10 protein-coding genes are annotated in these 15152 nt (G+C 42.2%); 4 read left to right on the top strand and 6 right to left on the bottom strand.

Annotation, left to right across the window (positions count from 1 at the left end; all coding sequences use genetic code 11):
• Positions 1-214: 214 nt before the first annotated feature.
• From recR to ACRWQL_RS16730, 3 genes are all read right to left on the bottom strand, one after another.
• Entirely contained in the window at positions 215-814 is a 600-nt protein-coding gene (gene recR / locus ACRWQL_RS16740) for a recombination mediator RecR (protein WP_434926607.1), read from the bottom strand.
• 230 nt (positions 815-1044) lie between these two features.
• Positions 1045-3528, bottom strand: coding sequence for an ABC transporter permease (locus ACRWQL_RS16735; protein ID WP_434951174.1), 2484 nt, complete (start codon positions 3526-3528; stop codon positions 1045-1047).
• Complete coding sequence (locus ACRWQL_RS16730) at positions 3528-4292, bottom strand: ABC transporter ATP-binding protein (protein ID WP_434951172.1); 765 nt, start codon at positions 4290-4292, stop codon at positions 3528-3530. The genes ACRWQL_RS16735 and ACRWQL_RS16730 overlap by 1 nt, the downstream gene beginning before the upstream one ends.
• Between ACRWQL_RS16730 and ACRWQL_RS16725 the strand changes: the two genes are divergently transcribed.
• The 4 genes from ACRWQL_RS16725 to ACRWQL_RS16710 all read left to right on the top strand — a co-directional run bounded on the left by ACRWQL_RS16725 (position 4258) and on the right by ACRWQL_RS16710 (position 10301).
• Positions 4258-4911 (top strand): arylesterase, encoded by a 654-nt coding sequence (locus ACRWQL_RS16725; RefSeq protein ID WP_434951170.1) that lies wholly within the window; start codon positions 4258-4260, stop codon positions 4909-4911. The two genes, ACRWQL_RS16730 and ACRWQL_RS16725, sit on opposite strands and share 35 nt — an antisense overlap.
• A 159-nt stretch (positions 4912-5070) precedes the next feature.
• On the top strand, positions 5071-6138 hold the full coding sequence (locus ACRWQL_RS16720; RefSeq protein ID WP_434951168.1) for a DUF3083 family protein: 1068 nt from the start codon (positions 5071-5073) through the stop codon (positions 6136-6138).
• A gap of 216 nt (positions 6139-6354) precedes the next feature.
• The gene (locus tag ACRWQL_RS16715) at positions 6355-9000 is read left to right on the top strand and encodes a parallel beta-helix domain-containing protein (protein WP_434951166.1); all 2646 of its coding nucleotides are present in this window, start codon (positions 6355-6357) and stop codon (positions 8998-9000) included.
• A gap of 65 nt (positions 9001-9065) precedes the next feature.
• Positions 9066-10301 carry an SO2930 family diheme c-type cytochrome gene (locus ACRWQL_RS16710; RefSeq protein ID WP_434951164.1) on the top strand — a complete coding sequence of 412 codons (1236 nt, stop codon included), beginning with the start codon at positions 9066-9068 and terminating at the stop codon, positions 10299-10301.
• A gap of 2 nt (positions 10302-10303) precedes the next feature.
• Here the strand turns inward: ACRWQL_RS16710 and ACRWQL_RS16705 are convergent, their stop codons facing one another.
• The 3 genes from ACRWQL_RS16705 to ACRWQL_RS16695 all read right to left on the bottom strand — a co-directional run bounded on the left by ACRWQL_RS16705 (position 10304) and on the right by ACRWQL_RS16695 (position 14987).
• Entirely contained in the window at positions 10304-11338 is a 1035-nt protein-coding gene (locus ACRWQL_RS16705) for a helix-turn-helix domain-containing protein (RefSeq protein ID WP_434951162.1), read from the bottom strand.
• A gap of 24 nt (positions 11339-11362) precedes the next feature.
• Positions 11363-12373, bottom strand: a complete 1011-nt coding sequence (gene sohB, locus ACRWQL_RS16700; protein WP_434951160.1) for a protease SohB — start codon at positions 12371-12373, stop codon at positions 11363-11365.
• 115 nt (positions 12374-12488) lie between these two features.
• The gene (locus ACRWQL_RS16695; RefSeq protein ID WP_434951158.1) at positions 12489-14987 is read right to left on the bottom strand and encodes a VolA/Pla-1 family phospholipase; all 2499 of its coding nucleotides are present in this window, start codon (positions 14985-14987) and stop codon (positions 12489-12491) included.
• Positions 14988-15152: the final 165 nt, after the last annotated feature.

Raw genomic sequence — 15152 nt, 5'->3', positions numbered from 1 at the left:
TTACTTTTTACATAAACGATGACATTTGGCAGATAAAATTGATATCACCCAGCAAAAGTCACCACTCTTTAATGTTTCGTTATACAAGAGATGGGGCTTGGTGATCACTTTTCAAGGGGTAATGATTTTTTTGCTGTTTTTTTAAGCCATCATCAACTGACTGTCAATGATGGCAAATGTATTCGCAGGACTGTGGAGGAGGTTTAAGTAGTGATTATAGTTTAATACGACCATTAAAAGATAAGGCTAATGTGGTGCTATCTACATACTCTAATTCGCCGCCGACTGGTACACCATGGGCAATACGACTAATGATCACATTATGACGGCGGGCCATATCAGCGATAAAATGGGCGGTAGCATCACCTTCAACGGTTGGATTAGTAGCGAGAATAAGCTCTTGCACGTCATCTGAGGATAATTGCTGCTCAAGTAAGGCTAAGCCTAGCTCTTCTGGGCCAATGCCATCCAAAGGTGATAAATGGCCTAACAATACAAAATATCGGCCGTTAAAGTGGCCGCCTGCTTCAATGGCAAGCACATCTGCTGCGGTTTCGACTACGCATATTATTTCCGCATTACCACGTTTATGACTGGCGCAAATAGGACAAAGGTCTTGCTCGGTAAACGTGCGGCAACGCTGACAGTGACCGACTTCAGACATGGCTTTTTGTAATGACTCAGCAAGCTTAATACCTGCCTTTCTTTCACGCTCTAATAATTGAAATGCCATACGTTGAGCCGATTTAGGGCCGACGCCAGGTAAAATGCGCAGTGATTGGATCAGTTCATCGACCAACGGACTAAATTTCATCGTATTAAAAACCTTCAAATAAAAATACTATAAACGCTAAAACGCCGATTATTCACTGTGTGTCGTAAGATTGCAAAACCTGATTCAATAAATTCATACCCAGCCAATAAACTCCGAATTAGCTTTGAGCTGACAATATCGCTGTCGCTAAGATTAAACCGAGATAACACCGGAAAATATGTTAACAATAAGTACAAAAAGGGAGATATTAACTTATCTCCCTTGTGTATTTAACCCGCTTTCAATAGTTCACTGCATGATTGATTGAGTAATTGACGACAACGCCAGACACCCAATAATGCTACCACTAACGCACCCGATATTGGCGCAATAACCCACCACTCCCAATGCATATAAACCACAAGTTCAAATACTTGGGTTTTAAGCATATAAAGGGCAAACTCAGCAACAATCACAGCTAAGAACCCCGCTATTGCACCGAGTAACGCAAACTCAAGTCCCGTTGCTGCGCGCAGTAACCAACCCGATGCGCCAAAGGTTCTTAATACTGCTAGTTCGCGCTGCCTTGTTGCCATTCCCGCTTCGGTTTGTGCTATTAACACTAACGCACTGGCAAGTAAGACTAATACCAATACTAAGGTTAGCGATAACGACACTTGATCAATAATTTGTCGCAATTGTTCAACCATAGCGCCAACATCAATCACTGAAATAGTCGGAAACTGCTGGATCAACTGCAGCACAACAGCATTGGCGGTTAATTCGCTGCCTTGCGCCTTTAAATCCTGGTCATTTAAATGAAAACTGGCCATAGAAGTATACGAAAAAGGTGCTAAGGCTTTGGGCCTAAAAATCATAAAGAAATTAGGCTGCAAAGTTTCCCACTGCACCTTGCGTATACTGGTCGCTTTTACGGTAAACGACTGGTTATCAATATTGAATGTCATGGTGTCATTCAACGCGAGCCCTAACCGTTCTGCCACACCAGACTCGATTGAAACCTCATCATCGGCCTGATTAAACACCCCTTCAACTATCGGATTATTAGGTGGTAAAGTATCACGATGGGTCAGATTCAATTCTCGAGAAATACCTACTCTCCCAGCAATACCGGCACGCTCTTGCTCACCCGAAATCAACTCTTCATCATTAATGTGGGTTAAACGTCCACGAATCACAGGATAAATATCGGTTGCCTGAATGCGGTTATCATCTAAAAACTGCTGTAATGGTTGGCTGTCTTCCGGCGCAATATTGACTAAAAAGTAATTAGGTGCATCTTCTGGAAGCTGCTTTTGCCATTCATTGAGCAAATCTTGTCTTAGCGCTAAAATAGTCAGCAATAATACCAAGGCACTACTAAAACCAACCAGTTGCACTGCATTTTGTCTTGCTCGGCGGCGAAGACCAGCCAATGCTAATTGCAGTGGATTAGTGGTTTTCATGCCTACACTATGCCCCATGCGGATCATCACAAAACCCAGTATGCTCAATAATGCACCGAGTAATAGTACCGTGAGCACCACCGTCATGGTTAGGGCGAGACTACGAGAGTATAAGTAGCCTAACAGTGCCATAGCTCCTAAGCTGAGTAACAAATGCAACCACATGCCAAATTGCAGCCCTTCAAGTTGACGTTGCAATACTCGTAAAGGTGGAATTGCCAATAATCGCATTAACGGATAAGCAGAAAACATAAAGGCGCTGATCAATCCTGTTGACATTCCCAGCAGCAATGGTCGCAGATAAGGCGGTGAATACGCCGCTATCTCGGGAGGTAAAAACTGAGTAATAGCTAAATCAAGTAATACTCCACCGAATAAACCTAACGCTATACCCAGCAAGGTCACCAACATAAGGTGAAAGCCAAATAACAATCTAATTTGCTTTGCCGATGCGCCGAAGGTTTTTAGCATGGCGACGACATCATAATGGCGCTGACAATAACGCTGCGCAGCAATACCAATAGCGGCACACGCTAAAGCTATACCGAGTAAACTGGCTAACAGTAAAAAACGCTCCGCACGTTTAACTGCCGAGGCAATTGGTGAGTCACCGGATTGGACATCTATCCAGCGCTGGCTGTTGTTCAATAGTGGCTTTGCTTGCTCTTCAAAGGCAACTAATGCATCTGCATCACCGGTGAATTGATATATGTAGCTCACACGGCTACCGGGTTGAATAATGCCGGTAGCGTCTACATCATCAAGGCGCATTAACAGCACAGGAGCAGAAGCAAATGGGTTAAAACCACCATCGGGTAAACGACTTATTTCGGCAGATAACAGCAGATCACTATTACCTAATTCTAATGACTTTGGATAACCTAACAGTCCGCCTAAACGGTTTTCAAACCAGGCCTGGCCTTTAGCCGGTAACAGTGAAGTTTCACCGGTAGATAACTCCACTTTCCCTTTTAAAGGATAACCCTCTCCGACCGCTTTTATGGTGACTAACTGAAACTTGTCACCCGCATAGACCATGGAGTTAAACTGCATATTAGTAACATGATTCAGCTTTAACTCATCAGCTATAAGCAGTACCTTTTGATCAACCTCAACCGGTGAATCAATACTTCTATCGGCTGCAATAAACGTCGCCGCTTCACCATTGATAGCAACTTGTAAGCGTTCACTTACCCGCGCAAGGCCACTGACGGATAACACGGCTAAGGTGATAGCCAGTACGATAAGCAGCAACTGCCCCTGCGCTAGTTCACGTTTGAATAAACGCCATGCTAACTGCCATTCCATTAGTGCGCCTCCCCGTTTACTTCAAATTGAGGTGCATTGGTTTGAGGTGCATTGGTATTAGCGACGGACGCATTAGGCTCGGTCAACAGGCCATTATCCATCACAAATTGACGTTTACAGCGTTTTGCAAGCTGCAGGTCATGGGTAACTAACACTAAAGTTGTGTCACTTTCTTGATTAAGTTCAAACAACATATCGGCAATTTTATCACCGTTAACGCTGTCTAAGTTTCCGGTTGGTTCATCGGCAAATAGTACTTTAGGTTCGCAGATAAAGGCCCTTGCAATGGCAACGCGCTGCTGCTCACCACCAGACAACTGTTTCGGTAAATGGGTTAATCTATGCGATAATCCTACACGCTCAAGCATGTTTTGTGCTTTTTGCCTGGCATCTTTTACCCCTGCAAGCTCAGCGGGTAGCATTACGTTTTCAAGCGCAGTCAAAGTATCGACCAACATAAACGACTGAAAGACAAAACTGACTTTGCGCTTTCTTAGGGCAGCCTTTTGCTCTTCATTTAAACCTGATAATGCCGCGCCATCGAGTAATATTTCTCCAGATGTTGGTGTATCTAATGCGGCCAACAAACCAAGTAATGTTGACTTTCCCGAGCCAGAGGGTCCTAATATTGCAACGCTGTCTCCTTGCTTGACATCCATGTTGATGCCCTTGAGGATAGTCAGTTCACCTTCTTGAGTTACCACCGTTTTTATGAGGTTAGTTACTGTAATGGCACTAGAATCTTTAGCAAAATTTGTCAACATAGGATCCTTCTTAAAATTAGCTATTAAGCGCAGTCTTACGACGCTAATTATTATTGTTTCACTTTCTTCTACCAGCTATGCTGCCACGATTTTGATACTAGGTGATAGCTTAAGTGCAGGTTATGGCATGGAAGAAGGTCAAGGTTGGGTACAATTGTTAAGTAATGAGCTCCCAGAACACACTATCATTAATGGTTCAGTCAGTGGTGAAACATCCGCAGGAGGAGCAAGGCGGCTCCCGAGTTTACTGGAATCGATGCAATTTGACCTGGTTGTCGTTGAACTGGGTGGTAACGATGGATTACGTGGATTTCCACCAGCACAACTGAAATCAAATCTTACAAAAATCATTGTTCTGTCACAACAAGCAGGCGCAAAAGTTTTACTAACAGAAGTCATGGTGCCACCCAATTACGGACCACGTTATAGCAAAATGTTCAACGATGTTTTTAGTCAACTTGCTGAAGACTATGATATCGGGCTTATTCCATTTTTCATGCAACAAATTGCCCCCAACCCAGCACTGATGCAACGCGACGGAATCCATCCTAACGTAGAAGCCCAGCCGGTTATTACGCAATGGATGAAGCCTTGGATCATTGATGCGCTAAAAATGTGATCCTAGTTAAATATATTCAACATAAAATAACAAAAAGTCATATTATTTTAAGATTTAATCTTTAGAATGTGATTACAAGGATTTGTTTAAAACGTTAAATCAATATTATTACTCAAACAATATTTACAATAAGACCTAACAAGACTAAAAGGAAAAATTATGTCCGTCAGTCGTCAAAAAAAAGTATACCTACCTACCGCAACACGCAAAAACCAATATATTTCGGTAGGCTTTCCATTAACTGATGCTTTCTTAGCTGAATATGCCGATGTAGACACTTGCTACCACGAATTCAGTAAACTAGTTTATCAGGTAGCCGAAAAACATGAGTTGTTTAATGTTCATGTGATTGCCACAGACAAACTACCTATGGTGCGTTTCCATAGTGAATCATATTGCCTGTCAACTGAAGAGCAACTGCGTTTTTTCTATAATCCAGCTCATCACGAAGCAAACCGTTTGCACAGTATTGCCGGTCATAGAGCCAAAAAACTTAAAATTGTGTTTTTAGCAACGGGTACTGAACTTCGCAGTAACTCTGCAACCTTCCATGCCAACGTACAAAAGTTTCTAGCTGAAGTTAAACCTTTGCTACCAGTTAAAGATATTAAAATTAAAGTACGTGACCATCAGCATATTTCATACGATTTCTTTGCTAAAAATAAAGGCATCAAAGAAACCTACGGTTACAAACTACGTGCAGTAGATAACCGCTATAAACGCCGTGAATGTAATCTACCAGAAGATGTCAGCACACTGAATTACGTCACCGTTAGCTTACCTATCGGTCGTCGAATTAAGAAACAACTTCTTGCAGAGAACATGACTAATTTTGGTCCTAGCTATCAAAATGTCGCTGATAAATTTATTGCAGCAACTAATAATAGCCAACTATTTCGTGTGGCCATGGTCGCAAACGGTAAAGTGCCGCTAGTGCGTAATAGTAAGTTTGAGCGTTTAAATAGCACTGCAGAATTTCAAATGGTCGGCTTTGATCCTAACGCCGACGCCCCTGCACCGATATTGCACTGGGATGACCAAAAATTAGTTGAAGCGATTCGATTCGTTATTGTTGCAGGTAAAAATGACGCTAACGATGAAGGCTTTGGTCGATTCATGAATCAAGTGGAAGACGCAATTCGCAACTTCACTAATGAATTTGATATTGATAAAGAACACATTGATGTGATTTTACGTTTCCATCAGCATTTAAGTTACAAGGCTTAAATAACAGTATTTTTATCAAAACGTTATACATGCGTTTCAAACGGTAGCCTAGGCTGCCGTTTTTGTTTTTAAGACTAAAAAAAATATGTTACAAAATTGTGGCCAGATTTCACATTGATTAACGATCTCCAAACAAGGCATGTTGAACAGCATACGGAAAAACCGTAGTGGTTTGCTCAATCAAACCAATATCAATAATAAAAAGCAGGAGATGCTATGTTCAACAAGAAATTGCCTTGGCTTATGCCAACAATAGTGGCTACAGCGGTAAGTATCGGGCTTACCGGTTGTGGTTCTGATGACGATAAAACAGTAAACATCACCCCACCAGTCGTTCAACCCCCAACAGAAACCAGCCCTACCTTCCCTGAAGGTGCAATTATGGTTGAAGCTGGCGAAAATCTCACCATGAGTATTCAAGAAGCATTAATTAACGCGCAATCGAATGCGGTCATTGTTCTGCCCAAAGGTCATTTTAAAATTCAATCTACATTATTATTTGATGGTGATGTTGATGGTGATGGTACCTTCGCTAAAAATGTCACTATCATGGGTTACGGCATGAATGAAACCGTTTTGGACTTTTCTGATGCTAATTCAGGAGACGGTATATTCGTTCAAAATGCGGTTAATATTATCATTCAAGACTTGTCTGTAAACGAAGCCAAAAATAACGGCATAAAACTTAAAAACACCAATGGCATTATTTTGCGTCGATTAGCCACTATTTGGGAAGGCGAGCTGGACCAAGATAATGGCGCTTACGGTTTATATCCGGTTGAATGTGAGAACATTCTGATTGAAGATACCTATGTACGCGGCAGCGCCGATGCGGGTATTTATGTCGGTCAGTCTGAATACATTGTGGTTCGTCGTAACATTGCCAAAGAGAACGTAGCGGGTATTGAAATTGAAAACTCAAAATACGCCGATGTTTATGACAATGAGGCAATGGGTAATACTGGCGGTATTCTAGTATTTGATTTACCGATTAATAACCATCGTTATGGCTCTAGTGTGCGTATCTTTAATAACAAAGTTTATGATAACAATACCTTAAATTTTGCTAACGCCTCATCAAACCCTGCTGGTGTGCATATTGTCCCCCCTGGGACTGGGGTGATTGTATTATCTACCGATAATGTTGAAATATTCAATAACCAAATCACCAACCACGACACTATCGGCTTAACGGTATCAAGCTTTTTTATTGCAGAGCCTGACATTAGTACTTTTGTCGGTAACTATGGTCAACCTGGTCAAGCGATCAGCGATGGCTGGCGCCCTACTCCGCGTAATATTCATATTCACGATAACATCATCACTGACTACGGCTCAAAACCTAAGGGTTATCTGATTGATGATATTATTAAAGCCTATGTACTCACCCATGGAAAATTACCGGGGATTTTGTACGATGGGTTAGGTGAAATGCTGTCAAATAATGGGACGGCGGCCTATTTAGGCCTTCAAGAGTTACCCTTTGCTACAGACGGTAGCGACAATGTCTGTGTTCAAAACAACGGTGATGTGAGTGTCGGTCGTTTATTTGCTAATTCTAATACCGATATGAATATTCCTGACACGCTTTTCCAAGCGCCACAAACTGATTTACTCGCTTGCTCACAAGTCAGCTTACCGGTTCATACCGTCACCTTTGGCGATGAAATCTTCGGCTGTGGTGTCGATGATGATACCGCGGGTTGCGATGGCGGCACCTTAGTTGGTGGCGGCGGTACGATTGGTGAAGGTGAAGGCGGTTTAGTTGGCGATGGCGATTTAACGCTTTGTGAAACACAAGGTAGCAATGTTAATTGGGATGCGCTTCTTAAAGCAAACTGTCCCAACCTATCGGACTATAATTTATTCGCCGATATGAAAAACCCAACAAGCGGGCCTAATTCTGGTGGCTTACCCTATGATTTAAATACCCCGTTATTTACTGACCATGCGACTAAGTATCGCTTTGTATATGTGCCTGAGGGCAAAAAAGCTGATTACACAGCAAATGAGTCATTTAACTTCCCTGTCGGCACTGTCATCAGTAAAACCTTCGCATTACCTGATAACACCAATAATCGTGGTTTTGCCAATGAAGATTTAGTCGAAACACGATTATTAATTCATCGTGCAACAGGCTGGAGCGCATTGCCCTATGTTTGGAAATCAGACAAGTCTGATGCGGTTATTGCTAAAGCAGGTGCTATTCAAGGTAAACAAATCACTCATAAAGGAGAAGATTTAAACTTTGACTATGTTGTCCCTAGCATGAACCAGTGCAAACAATGTCATCAGTTTAAAGCAGATGATGATAGCAACGCAGTGTTCGTACCAATTGGCCCTAAAGCGCGTCATTTAAATCGTGATTACGCTTACGCTGAGGGTACTATGAATCAGTTAACAAAATGGCAAGCCGCAGGGATTTTACAAGGTGTACCTGATTTAACTGAGGTTGATAGTGTTCCTCAATACCAAGATGGTGATGAGACTAATATTACCAGCATGACCGATACCCAATTAATGCAAACCGCTAAAGGCTATTTAGACATTAACTGTGCCCATTGCCATCGTCCTGAAGGCAACGCATCAAACACAGGCTTAAAGCTTGAATACTGGCGTGCTTATGCTGATGATGCAGGTTTCTCGCATGGTACCTGTAAGTCACCTGTTGCTTATGGTGGTGGTAACTTAGGCTTTGATGTGGTTCCAGGTAAGCCTGCTGAATCTATTCTTCACTTCCGGATGGAAAACAACAACCCGGGTGACCGTATGCCTGAGATTGGTCGAAGTTTATCCCATGCAGAAGGGGTCGCGTTAATCAGCGAGTGGATTAAACGCTTACCCGCTGCTAGCTGTTCATAAGATAAACGCGTTGTCACTAAAATAAGGCCGGGGAAACCCGGCTTTATTATGTGGAGGATCATAAGATGCCCCAAAAATATATTCGCAACTTAGCCAATTTGTCAGTAAAAAATGGCGGACTTATCTCAACTTTGATACTTGCTCTGGTCTGTTTATACGGCTGCGGTGACGGAAATAGTGAAGCAGAAATCCCACCATTAACGATTACACCGCCAATAATCATACCGCCAATAGTCAATCCGCCCAGCGAAGATGATGTCTGTAAAAGCCAAACCTCTGAAGTGAACTGGCAAGCATTAATGAGTAAAGATTGTGACGACTTAGCCGACTACAGTCTGTTTATCGACCCTAGCCTCCCGACAGCCTCACCGAGAACGCCGGGGCATCTATACCAGTTATCTACTGAGCTTTTTTCTAACTATGCCAGTAAATACCGTTTTTTGTTTATTCCACAAGGGCTATCATTTAATTACCAAGCCAGTGAGCGTATGACGCCTCCAGTTGGTTCGGTATTAGTGAAAACCTTTGCCCTTCCCTATGACACTAGCCTTAAAGGCCGTGAAAACGAAGTATTAATAGAAACGCGGCTGTTAATCCACCGCGAGACAGGTTGGACAGCGCTGACGTATCAATGGAAAAACCAACAAGCTAAATTAATCATTACCGGGGCGGATGTATCACACACCATGAATAATCAAGGTGAAACGCTACAATTTAAATACCATATTCCCAGTAGAGCAGAGTGTAAAATTTGCCATCAAGTGATTGATGTTCAAACAAGTAAAATCATGCCTATAGGCTTAAAAACCCATGTGTTAAACCACCAAATAATGCTCGCTAACGGGCAAAGCATTAATCAATTACAGTACTGGAGCAATAAGGGTTGGCTTAACGGGTTAACCTCATTAGATGATGCACCACAGTCATTCGAATTAGGAGACGATTCAAAAGATCTCACCGCGCGGGCAAAAGGCTATTTAGATATCAACTGTGCCCATTGTCATAACTCGCAAGGATTTGCCAGTATTTCAGGGCTTAGACTCGGTGTTGAAATAGATCATACATCTTCTCAATATGGCATATGTAAACAGCCTCCAGGCTGGGATGGCGGCCCTAATGGCCTTGCATATGATATTGTGCCGGGAAATGGCGAACGCTCTATTGTGCATAATAGGCAAATCCTATCGTCAGCAAAAGATAAAATGCCCCCTATTGGCAGAGAGGTTATTCATACCGAAGGGGCTGAGTTAATTAAACGCTGGATAGATTCATTGCCACCAAGTTTAGGCAATTGTCAGTAAGCTTACTCAGGTTTATTTAAACGTAAAAAATAGCCTGGGGGGTAGCCTAACCAATGTTTAAAGCTTTGCCGAAAATGGCTTACATCACTGTAACCCATTAACTCGGCAATATCTTCGACATGCATTTTATCGGATAGAATCATTTTAATGGCCATCTGACATCGAACTTGATCGACCAGTTTTTGATAACTGCTGCCCGCTGATGCCAATTTACGCCGTAAACTTCTATCACTCATATGCATTTTTTCTGCCATACCCTGTAAGGTTAACATTGAAGGCATTGATTGACGAAGTTGCTGTAAAACGGTTTCAATTAATGACGGTACTTGCGGCGTTTGTAGGTGATTATCTTTAGTGTCAAAGAGGTAGGTGATAGGTAAAGCTAACCACTTAAGTTCGATGCTCCACTCAAAATAACTTTGTTGATAGCAAATGTTTGCACCGGTAAATTCAGATAAAAAACAGCCATTATCAATAACACTTTGATCACAGGTTTCAGCTAAGTGAATATCATTTATCATAATACTTTGCCCCACCAGCTGCCTAGCCAAACCAACAAGGGAACAAATACTGTGCTGAAACTGAAACGAATATTTTTCTCTATTCGATTTACCCGTATTAAGCCAACGAACCCAAATTTTGCCATCCTCGAACCGCACTAAACTATCAGTAAAACTCCCGACCAATTGCGGGTTTTTAACCACAAACTGTAAACAGTCATCTAAAGAGTCAAACTGGTTTAAATAAGGTAACAGTAAATCTAAACTACTAACCTGATAACTGGCGCCTAACCTTGCTCCCATGTCGTGGGTGCTATTGAGGCGCAAGGCTTCAAGCGCAAAATCGACTTGCCACACATAAACAAATTGACTAGCAGCTAACTCCACCATTCCAACACCAATTTGCTGACAAACGGTTTGCACCAATTCATCACCTAATTCTTGTTGGATAAACAGCAAAAGATTACGCAGCTCAAAAGCGGGATAACATTGGTCACCCACCATTAAATTTGCGTTATAACCGCCTTGTTTAAGCATTAAGCCTTGCTCTCTAGTAGATAACTAAATGGGCCGATTAAGCTCAGTCAGCTTATTAACTACACTGTTAACAGATAACGATGCACCGTGGGCAATTTTATCAGCCAGTTTTTTCTTCATTTGGTACTTAAGCTTGTAAACTTGATGATCTTTGGCTAGCTGCAACACGATATCATCGCTGGTAGCAATTTCATCAACCAAACCTAACTCTATCGCCTGTTTACCATACCAGTGCTCGCCAGTAGCCACTTTATCTAAATCTAACGCTGGACGATAATGACTAACAAACTGCTTGAATAACACATGGGTTTCTTCTAATTCTTGTTGGAACTTTTCTCGTCCTTCATCGGTATTCTCGCCAAACACTGTTAACGTCCGTTTGAAGTTGCCTGCGGTATGTTGCTCATAATCAATTTCATGTTTTTTAAGCAAACGACTAAAGTTAGGTAATTGCGCTACTACACCAATAGAACCCACAATAGCAAACGGGGCAGCAACTATTTTGTTGGCCACGCAGGCCATCATATAACCACCGCTGGCTGCGACCTTGTCAATACAAACAGTAAATGGGATATTGGCTTGGCGTAAACGGTCTAATTGACTTGATGCTAAGCCGTAGCCATGAACCATCCCACCACCACTTTCTACATTGACTAATACTTGATCACCCTCTTCAGCAATGATCAAAATAGCAGTAATTTCCTCACGCAATGAAGCAACTTCACCAGCATCAATACTGCCTTTAAAGTCTAGAACATAAACTTTTTTAATTGGTTGCTCGTTTTTGTCGGCTGCTTTATCTTCTGCTTTAACTTTTTTCTCGTAAGCTTTAAGTTGTTTCTTAGACAATAACTCGTGTTTCAAATCATGTTTTAATTGCAATAACTCATCGCTTAAATCTGTCAGTATTAGCTCGCCTTTATCGGTTTTGTTTTTCATTCCGCTGGCGATAACAACAACGACGACAGTCACGATGGCAATCACTATAGTGACCGCTTTAGCCAAAAACATGCCGTATTCAATTAAAAAATTCAAAATTTACTCCGAAAAAAAATATTAACTTAGTTTACCAACATCTACTGAGAAACAAACAATAAAAAACCCAGCTTTTGCTGGGTTTTTAAACAATCAAAAGACTAAATTGTCATGATTAATTACAAGACTGAATCACATCAGAATTAGAAATTAATACAGTTGCAGAACCTAATGCTGCAGTACGAGCAAACATGGCTACTTGAGATTGCATTTCAGCAGTAGCTTGCGCTGCCATGCCATCAGTTGCTGCTGTCTCACGTGGGCTCACAATCGAACTGTGATGTCCTTTAGAGAAGCGAACCGCAGCAGAACCCGCAGCTGTTGAATCCGCACAACCTAAACCAAGAGAAGTAATTAATGGCTCTGTACCTGAAAGCGGAAAACCAGCAACCGCATTAGGTAAAGTTTGGTCTGATAGATTACCAGCGCCATCGCCAACCACTTCAATTAAATGAACCGGTAACCCTGTTGCAGCTAATTTAGCACCATGGTTAATTGGATCCGCACTGTCTACCGCTGTTTGAACAGCAAATGCAAAAGTCGGAAGAAACTCGGCATAAACCGCTTGAACTAATGCGGCATATTCTGGTGAGCCCACTTCATAACCAGGTACTTTATTAGCAGCATTAACCAACGCCATAAAGGTATCTGACTTACTAATGCTATCAAACAATACTGGACCAAAGGCTGCTGAGCCAGCAAAAGCCCCTGCTAAACCGCCTGCTGGAGCAACTAGTGAAGATGCAGTTATTCCATAAGCATTAGGTAATTGTGTGCCCGATGCTGGATCAACTAAGCCTGTGCTTGCGTAAGTTGAGAACGTTGTGCCTACAATCCCACCAAGGCTTAAACCTTGTGCACTGATTTTGCTTATATCGAATACTTGCTGACCACCCGCTTGGGCAATTTGTGAGTACATACCAGTAAGCAATAAACGCAGCGCTAGGTGATCCATTGTCGCTTGGCGGAAGTTATCGCGCACAGTTAATGTACTACCAATATTGACAAATACTAATGGGCTACCATTTTTGAATGCATCAGGTTTGCCAACTACCGCACCGTAAGATGGGTCAGTTGCCGACACTTCATACTTGCCGTCACCATTGGCATCGAATGATCGGGCGCCATGCAATGGCATATCAATCGCAATTGTAGCAATGCCCATTGCAGCGTAAGAACCTGCGTAGGCTAAGGCCATCTCTTTACCACCACCTAAACCATGCAATGCAATGTTAGTTGGCCAGCCGTTCGTTGGCGGCATAAAGGTCAAACCTTGAGATGCTTGAAATGCTGCAACTTTCGCAGCATTTGGGATTGCAATCAATACTGGTACCGTTTCATAGCTCATGATTTTTGGAATAGGATTGAATTTTGTTAAATGCTTGGTTGTATCGGCAACGGTACCGTCATCTAACATCCAAGGGTAACCGGCTAGCAAAGCAGGATTAGCAAGTGCAGCACTTGGGTCGATACCAAAACCAATAGCTTGCTGGGCAAAGTTAGCTTGACTCATCTTACCAGCTTGAACCGCTAATAAGACTGATACAGGGCTATCGCCTTGGGCAAACCAACGGCCATTAATTAACGGCGCACCTTGTGGGCTTAAGCAAGCACTTGATGAACAGCTTCCATACATAGGCAACTTAATGCTCGCGGTATACACATCCGCTAAACTAGAAACCACATAAGCGGCACCGTCTGCAGGTGTTAATCCTGCTGCTTGCGCAACTGTCACAACACCACCAGCACCATTAGGCATAGGAGTAGGAGTTTGAACGAACGAAGGTTTATAAGGTGCACGAGACGCCATTAGTAACTTAGTCGTTTCATATACATCTTTTACCGATTGAGTGGTAAATAAACCTGAGAAACTAATGGTTTCAGCATCAACACCGTGTGCTTCTGCCATACCTTTTTCATAACTGTTTACTAATCCTTGTAGTTGTAATTGTTGAGGTGTTGCTAAAGGATTAACATCAATGTCTAACTTCAGCAAACCATAGGTTGTTGAAGGTGCAATACCACGCCCAAGTGAATCTTGAATCAGGTCAGTTGTTGCATAAATATATGACTGGCCAGCTTTAAGTGGCTTAAGTGGCACAATGGCAACTTTATTACCAGAAGCCTTAGAAACGAAGTCTACGCCAAATGATAATTCTTCACCTACTTTACATGCAGATACTGAAGCGGCTGCCTTACATTCTGGGTCACTTGATAATGCCCCGCCAACCGTTGCTTCAAATACTCTTACGGCACCTGGCTGAAATACAGAAGCAGCATCCAGTGTTAATTTATTGCCATCTAAGTCATTGGCAAGGTCAACAGTAATAGTAATAGGAGATGAGGTTGACCAACCATCTAGGGCACCTAATGCAAGCTGTGGATTGACATAATCAATACCATCTTCACCTGGAATACTTAATGTGCCGTCTGTCGTGCCACTGAAGAGTAAATCGTTTGGTAATGGTACCTTGCCGTTAGCTGGATCAAATTGCATATGTGAAACAGGTACTAATGGAGTTGCTGTTTCTCTTGCTTCATTGAAGCTTTCTTCTGAACAACCGGTTAGTCCTAGAGCAGATGCAATAGCAACACCCAAAATGAGTCTTTTCATCTTTTTTCCCCAAATCTTGTTGTAATAATTTTGTTTTCCCCAAAAATTGGTCACAATAGTCCAATCCTGTGACCATAAGGACTTATTTTAGTCCTTAGCTAGTCTCAAGTTAACGTAAATATATAGAGTTAGCTACAAGTTTATTACACACTATTGACTGTTTGA

This window comes from Shewanella sp. HL-SH4 (assembly GCF_051164845.1).
GTDB classification, from domain to species: Bacteria; Pseudomonadota; Gammaproteobacteria; order Enterobacterales; family Shewanellaceae; genus Shewanella; species Shewanella glacialimarina.
Note: the sequence above shows the minus strand (reverse complement) of the source record. Positions and strands in the feature narration are given on the sequence as shown.

Excerpts from the sequence above, each read along its gene's own strand:
- ACRWQL_RS16710 (WP_434951164.1), top strand. The coding sequence starts at position 9,066 with ATGCCCCAAAAATATATTCGCAACTTAGCCAATTTGTCAGTAAAAAAT.
- ACRWQL_RS16720 (WP_434951168.1), top strand. The coding sequence starts at position 5,071 with ATGTCCGTCAGTCGTCAAAAAAAAGTATACCTACCTACCGCAACACGC.
- recR (WP_434926607.1), bottom strand. The coding sequence starts at position 814 with ATGAAATTTAGTCCGTTGGTCGATGAACTGATCCAATCACTGCGCATT.
- ACRWQL_RS16695 (WP_434951158.1), bottom strand. The coding sequence starts at position 14,987 with ATGAAAAGACTCATTTTGGGTGTTGCTATTGCATCTGCTCTAGGACTA.
- ACRWQL_RS16730 (WP_434951172.1), bottom strand. The coding sequence starts at position 4,292 with ATGTTGACAAATTTTGCTAAAGATTCTAGTGCCATTACAGTAACTAAC.
- ACRWQL_RS16715 (WP_434951166.1), top strand. The coding sequence starts at position 6,355 with ATGTTCAACAAGAAATTGCCTTGGCTTATGCCAACAATAGTGGCTACA.
- ACRWQL_RS16705 (WP_434951162.1), bottom strand. The coding sequence starts at position 11,338 with ATGCTTAAACAAGGCGGTTATAACGCAAATTTAATGGTGGGTGACCAA.
- ACRWQL_RS16725 (WP_434951170.1), top strand. The coding sequence starts at position 4,258 with ATGGCACTAGAATCTTTAGCAAAATTTGTCAACATAGGATCCTTCTTA.
- ACRWQL_RS16735 (WP_434951174.1), bottom strand. The coding sequence starts at position 3,528 with ATGGAATGGCAGTTAGCATGGCGTTTATTCAAACGTGAACTAGCGCAG.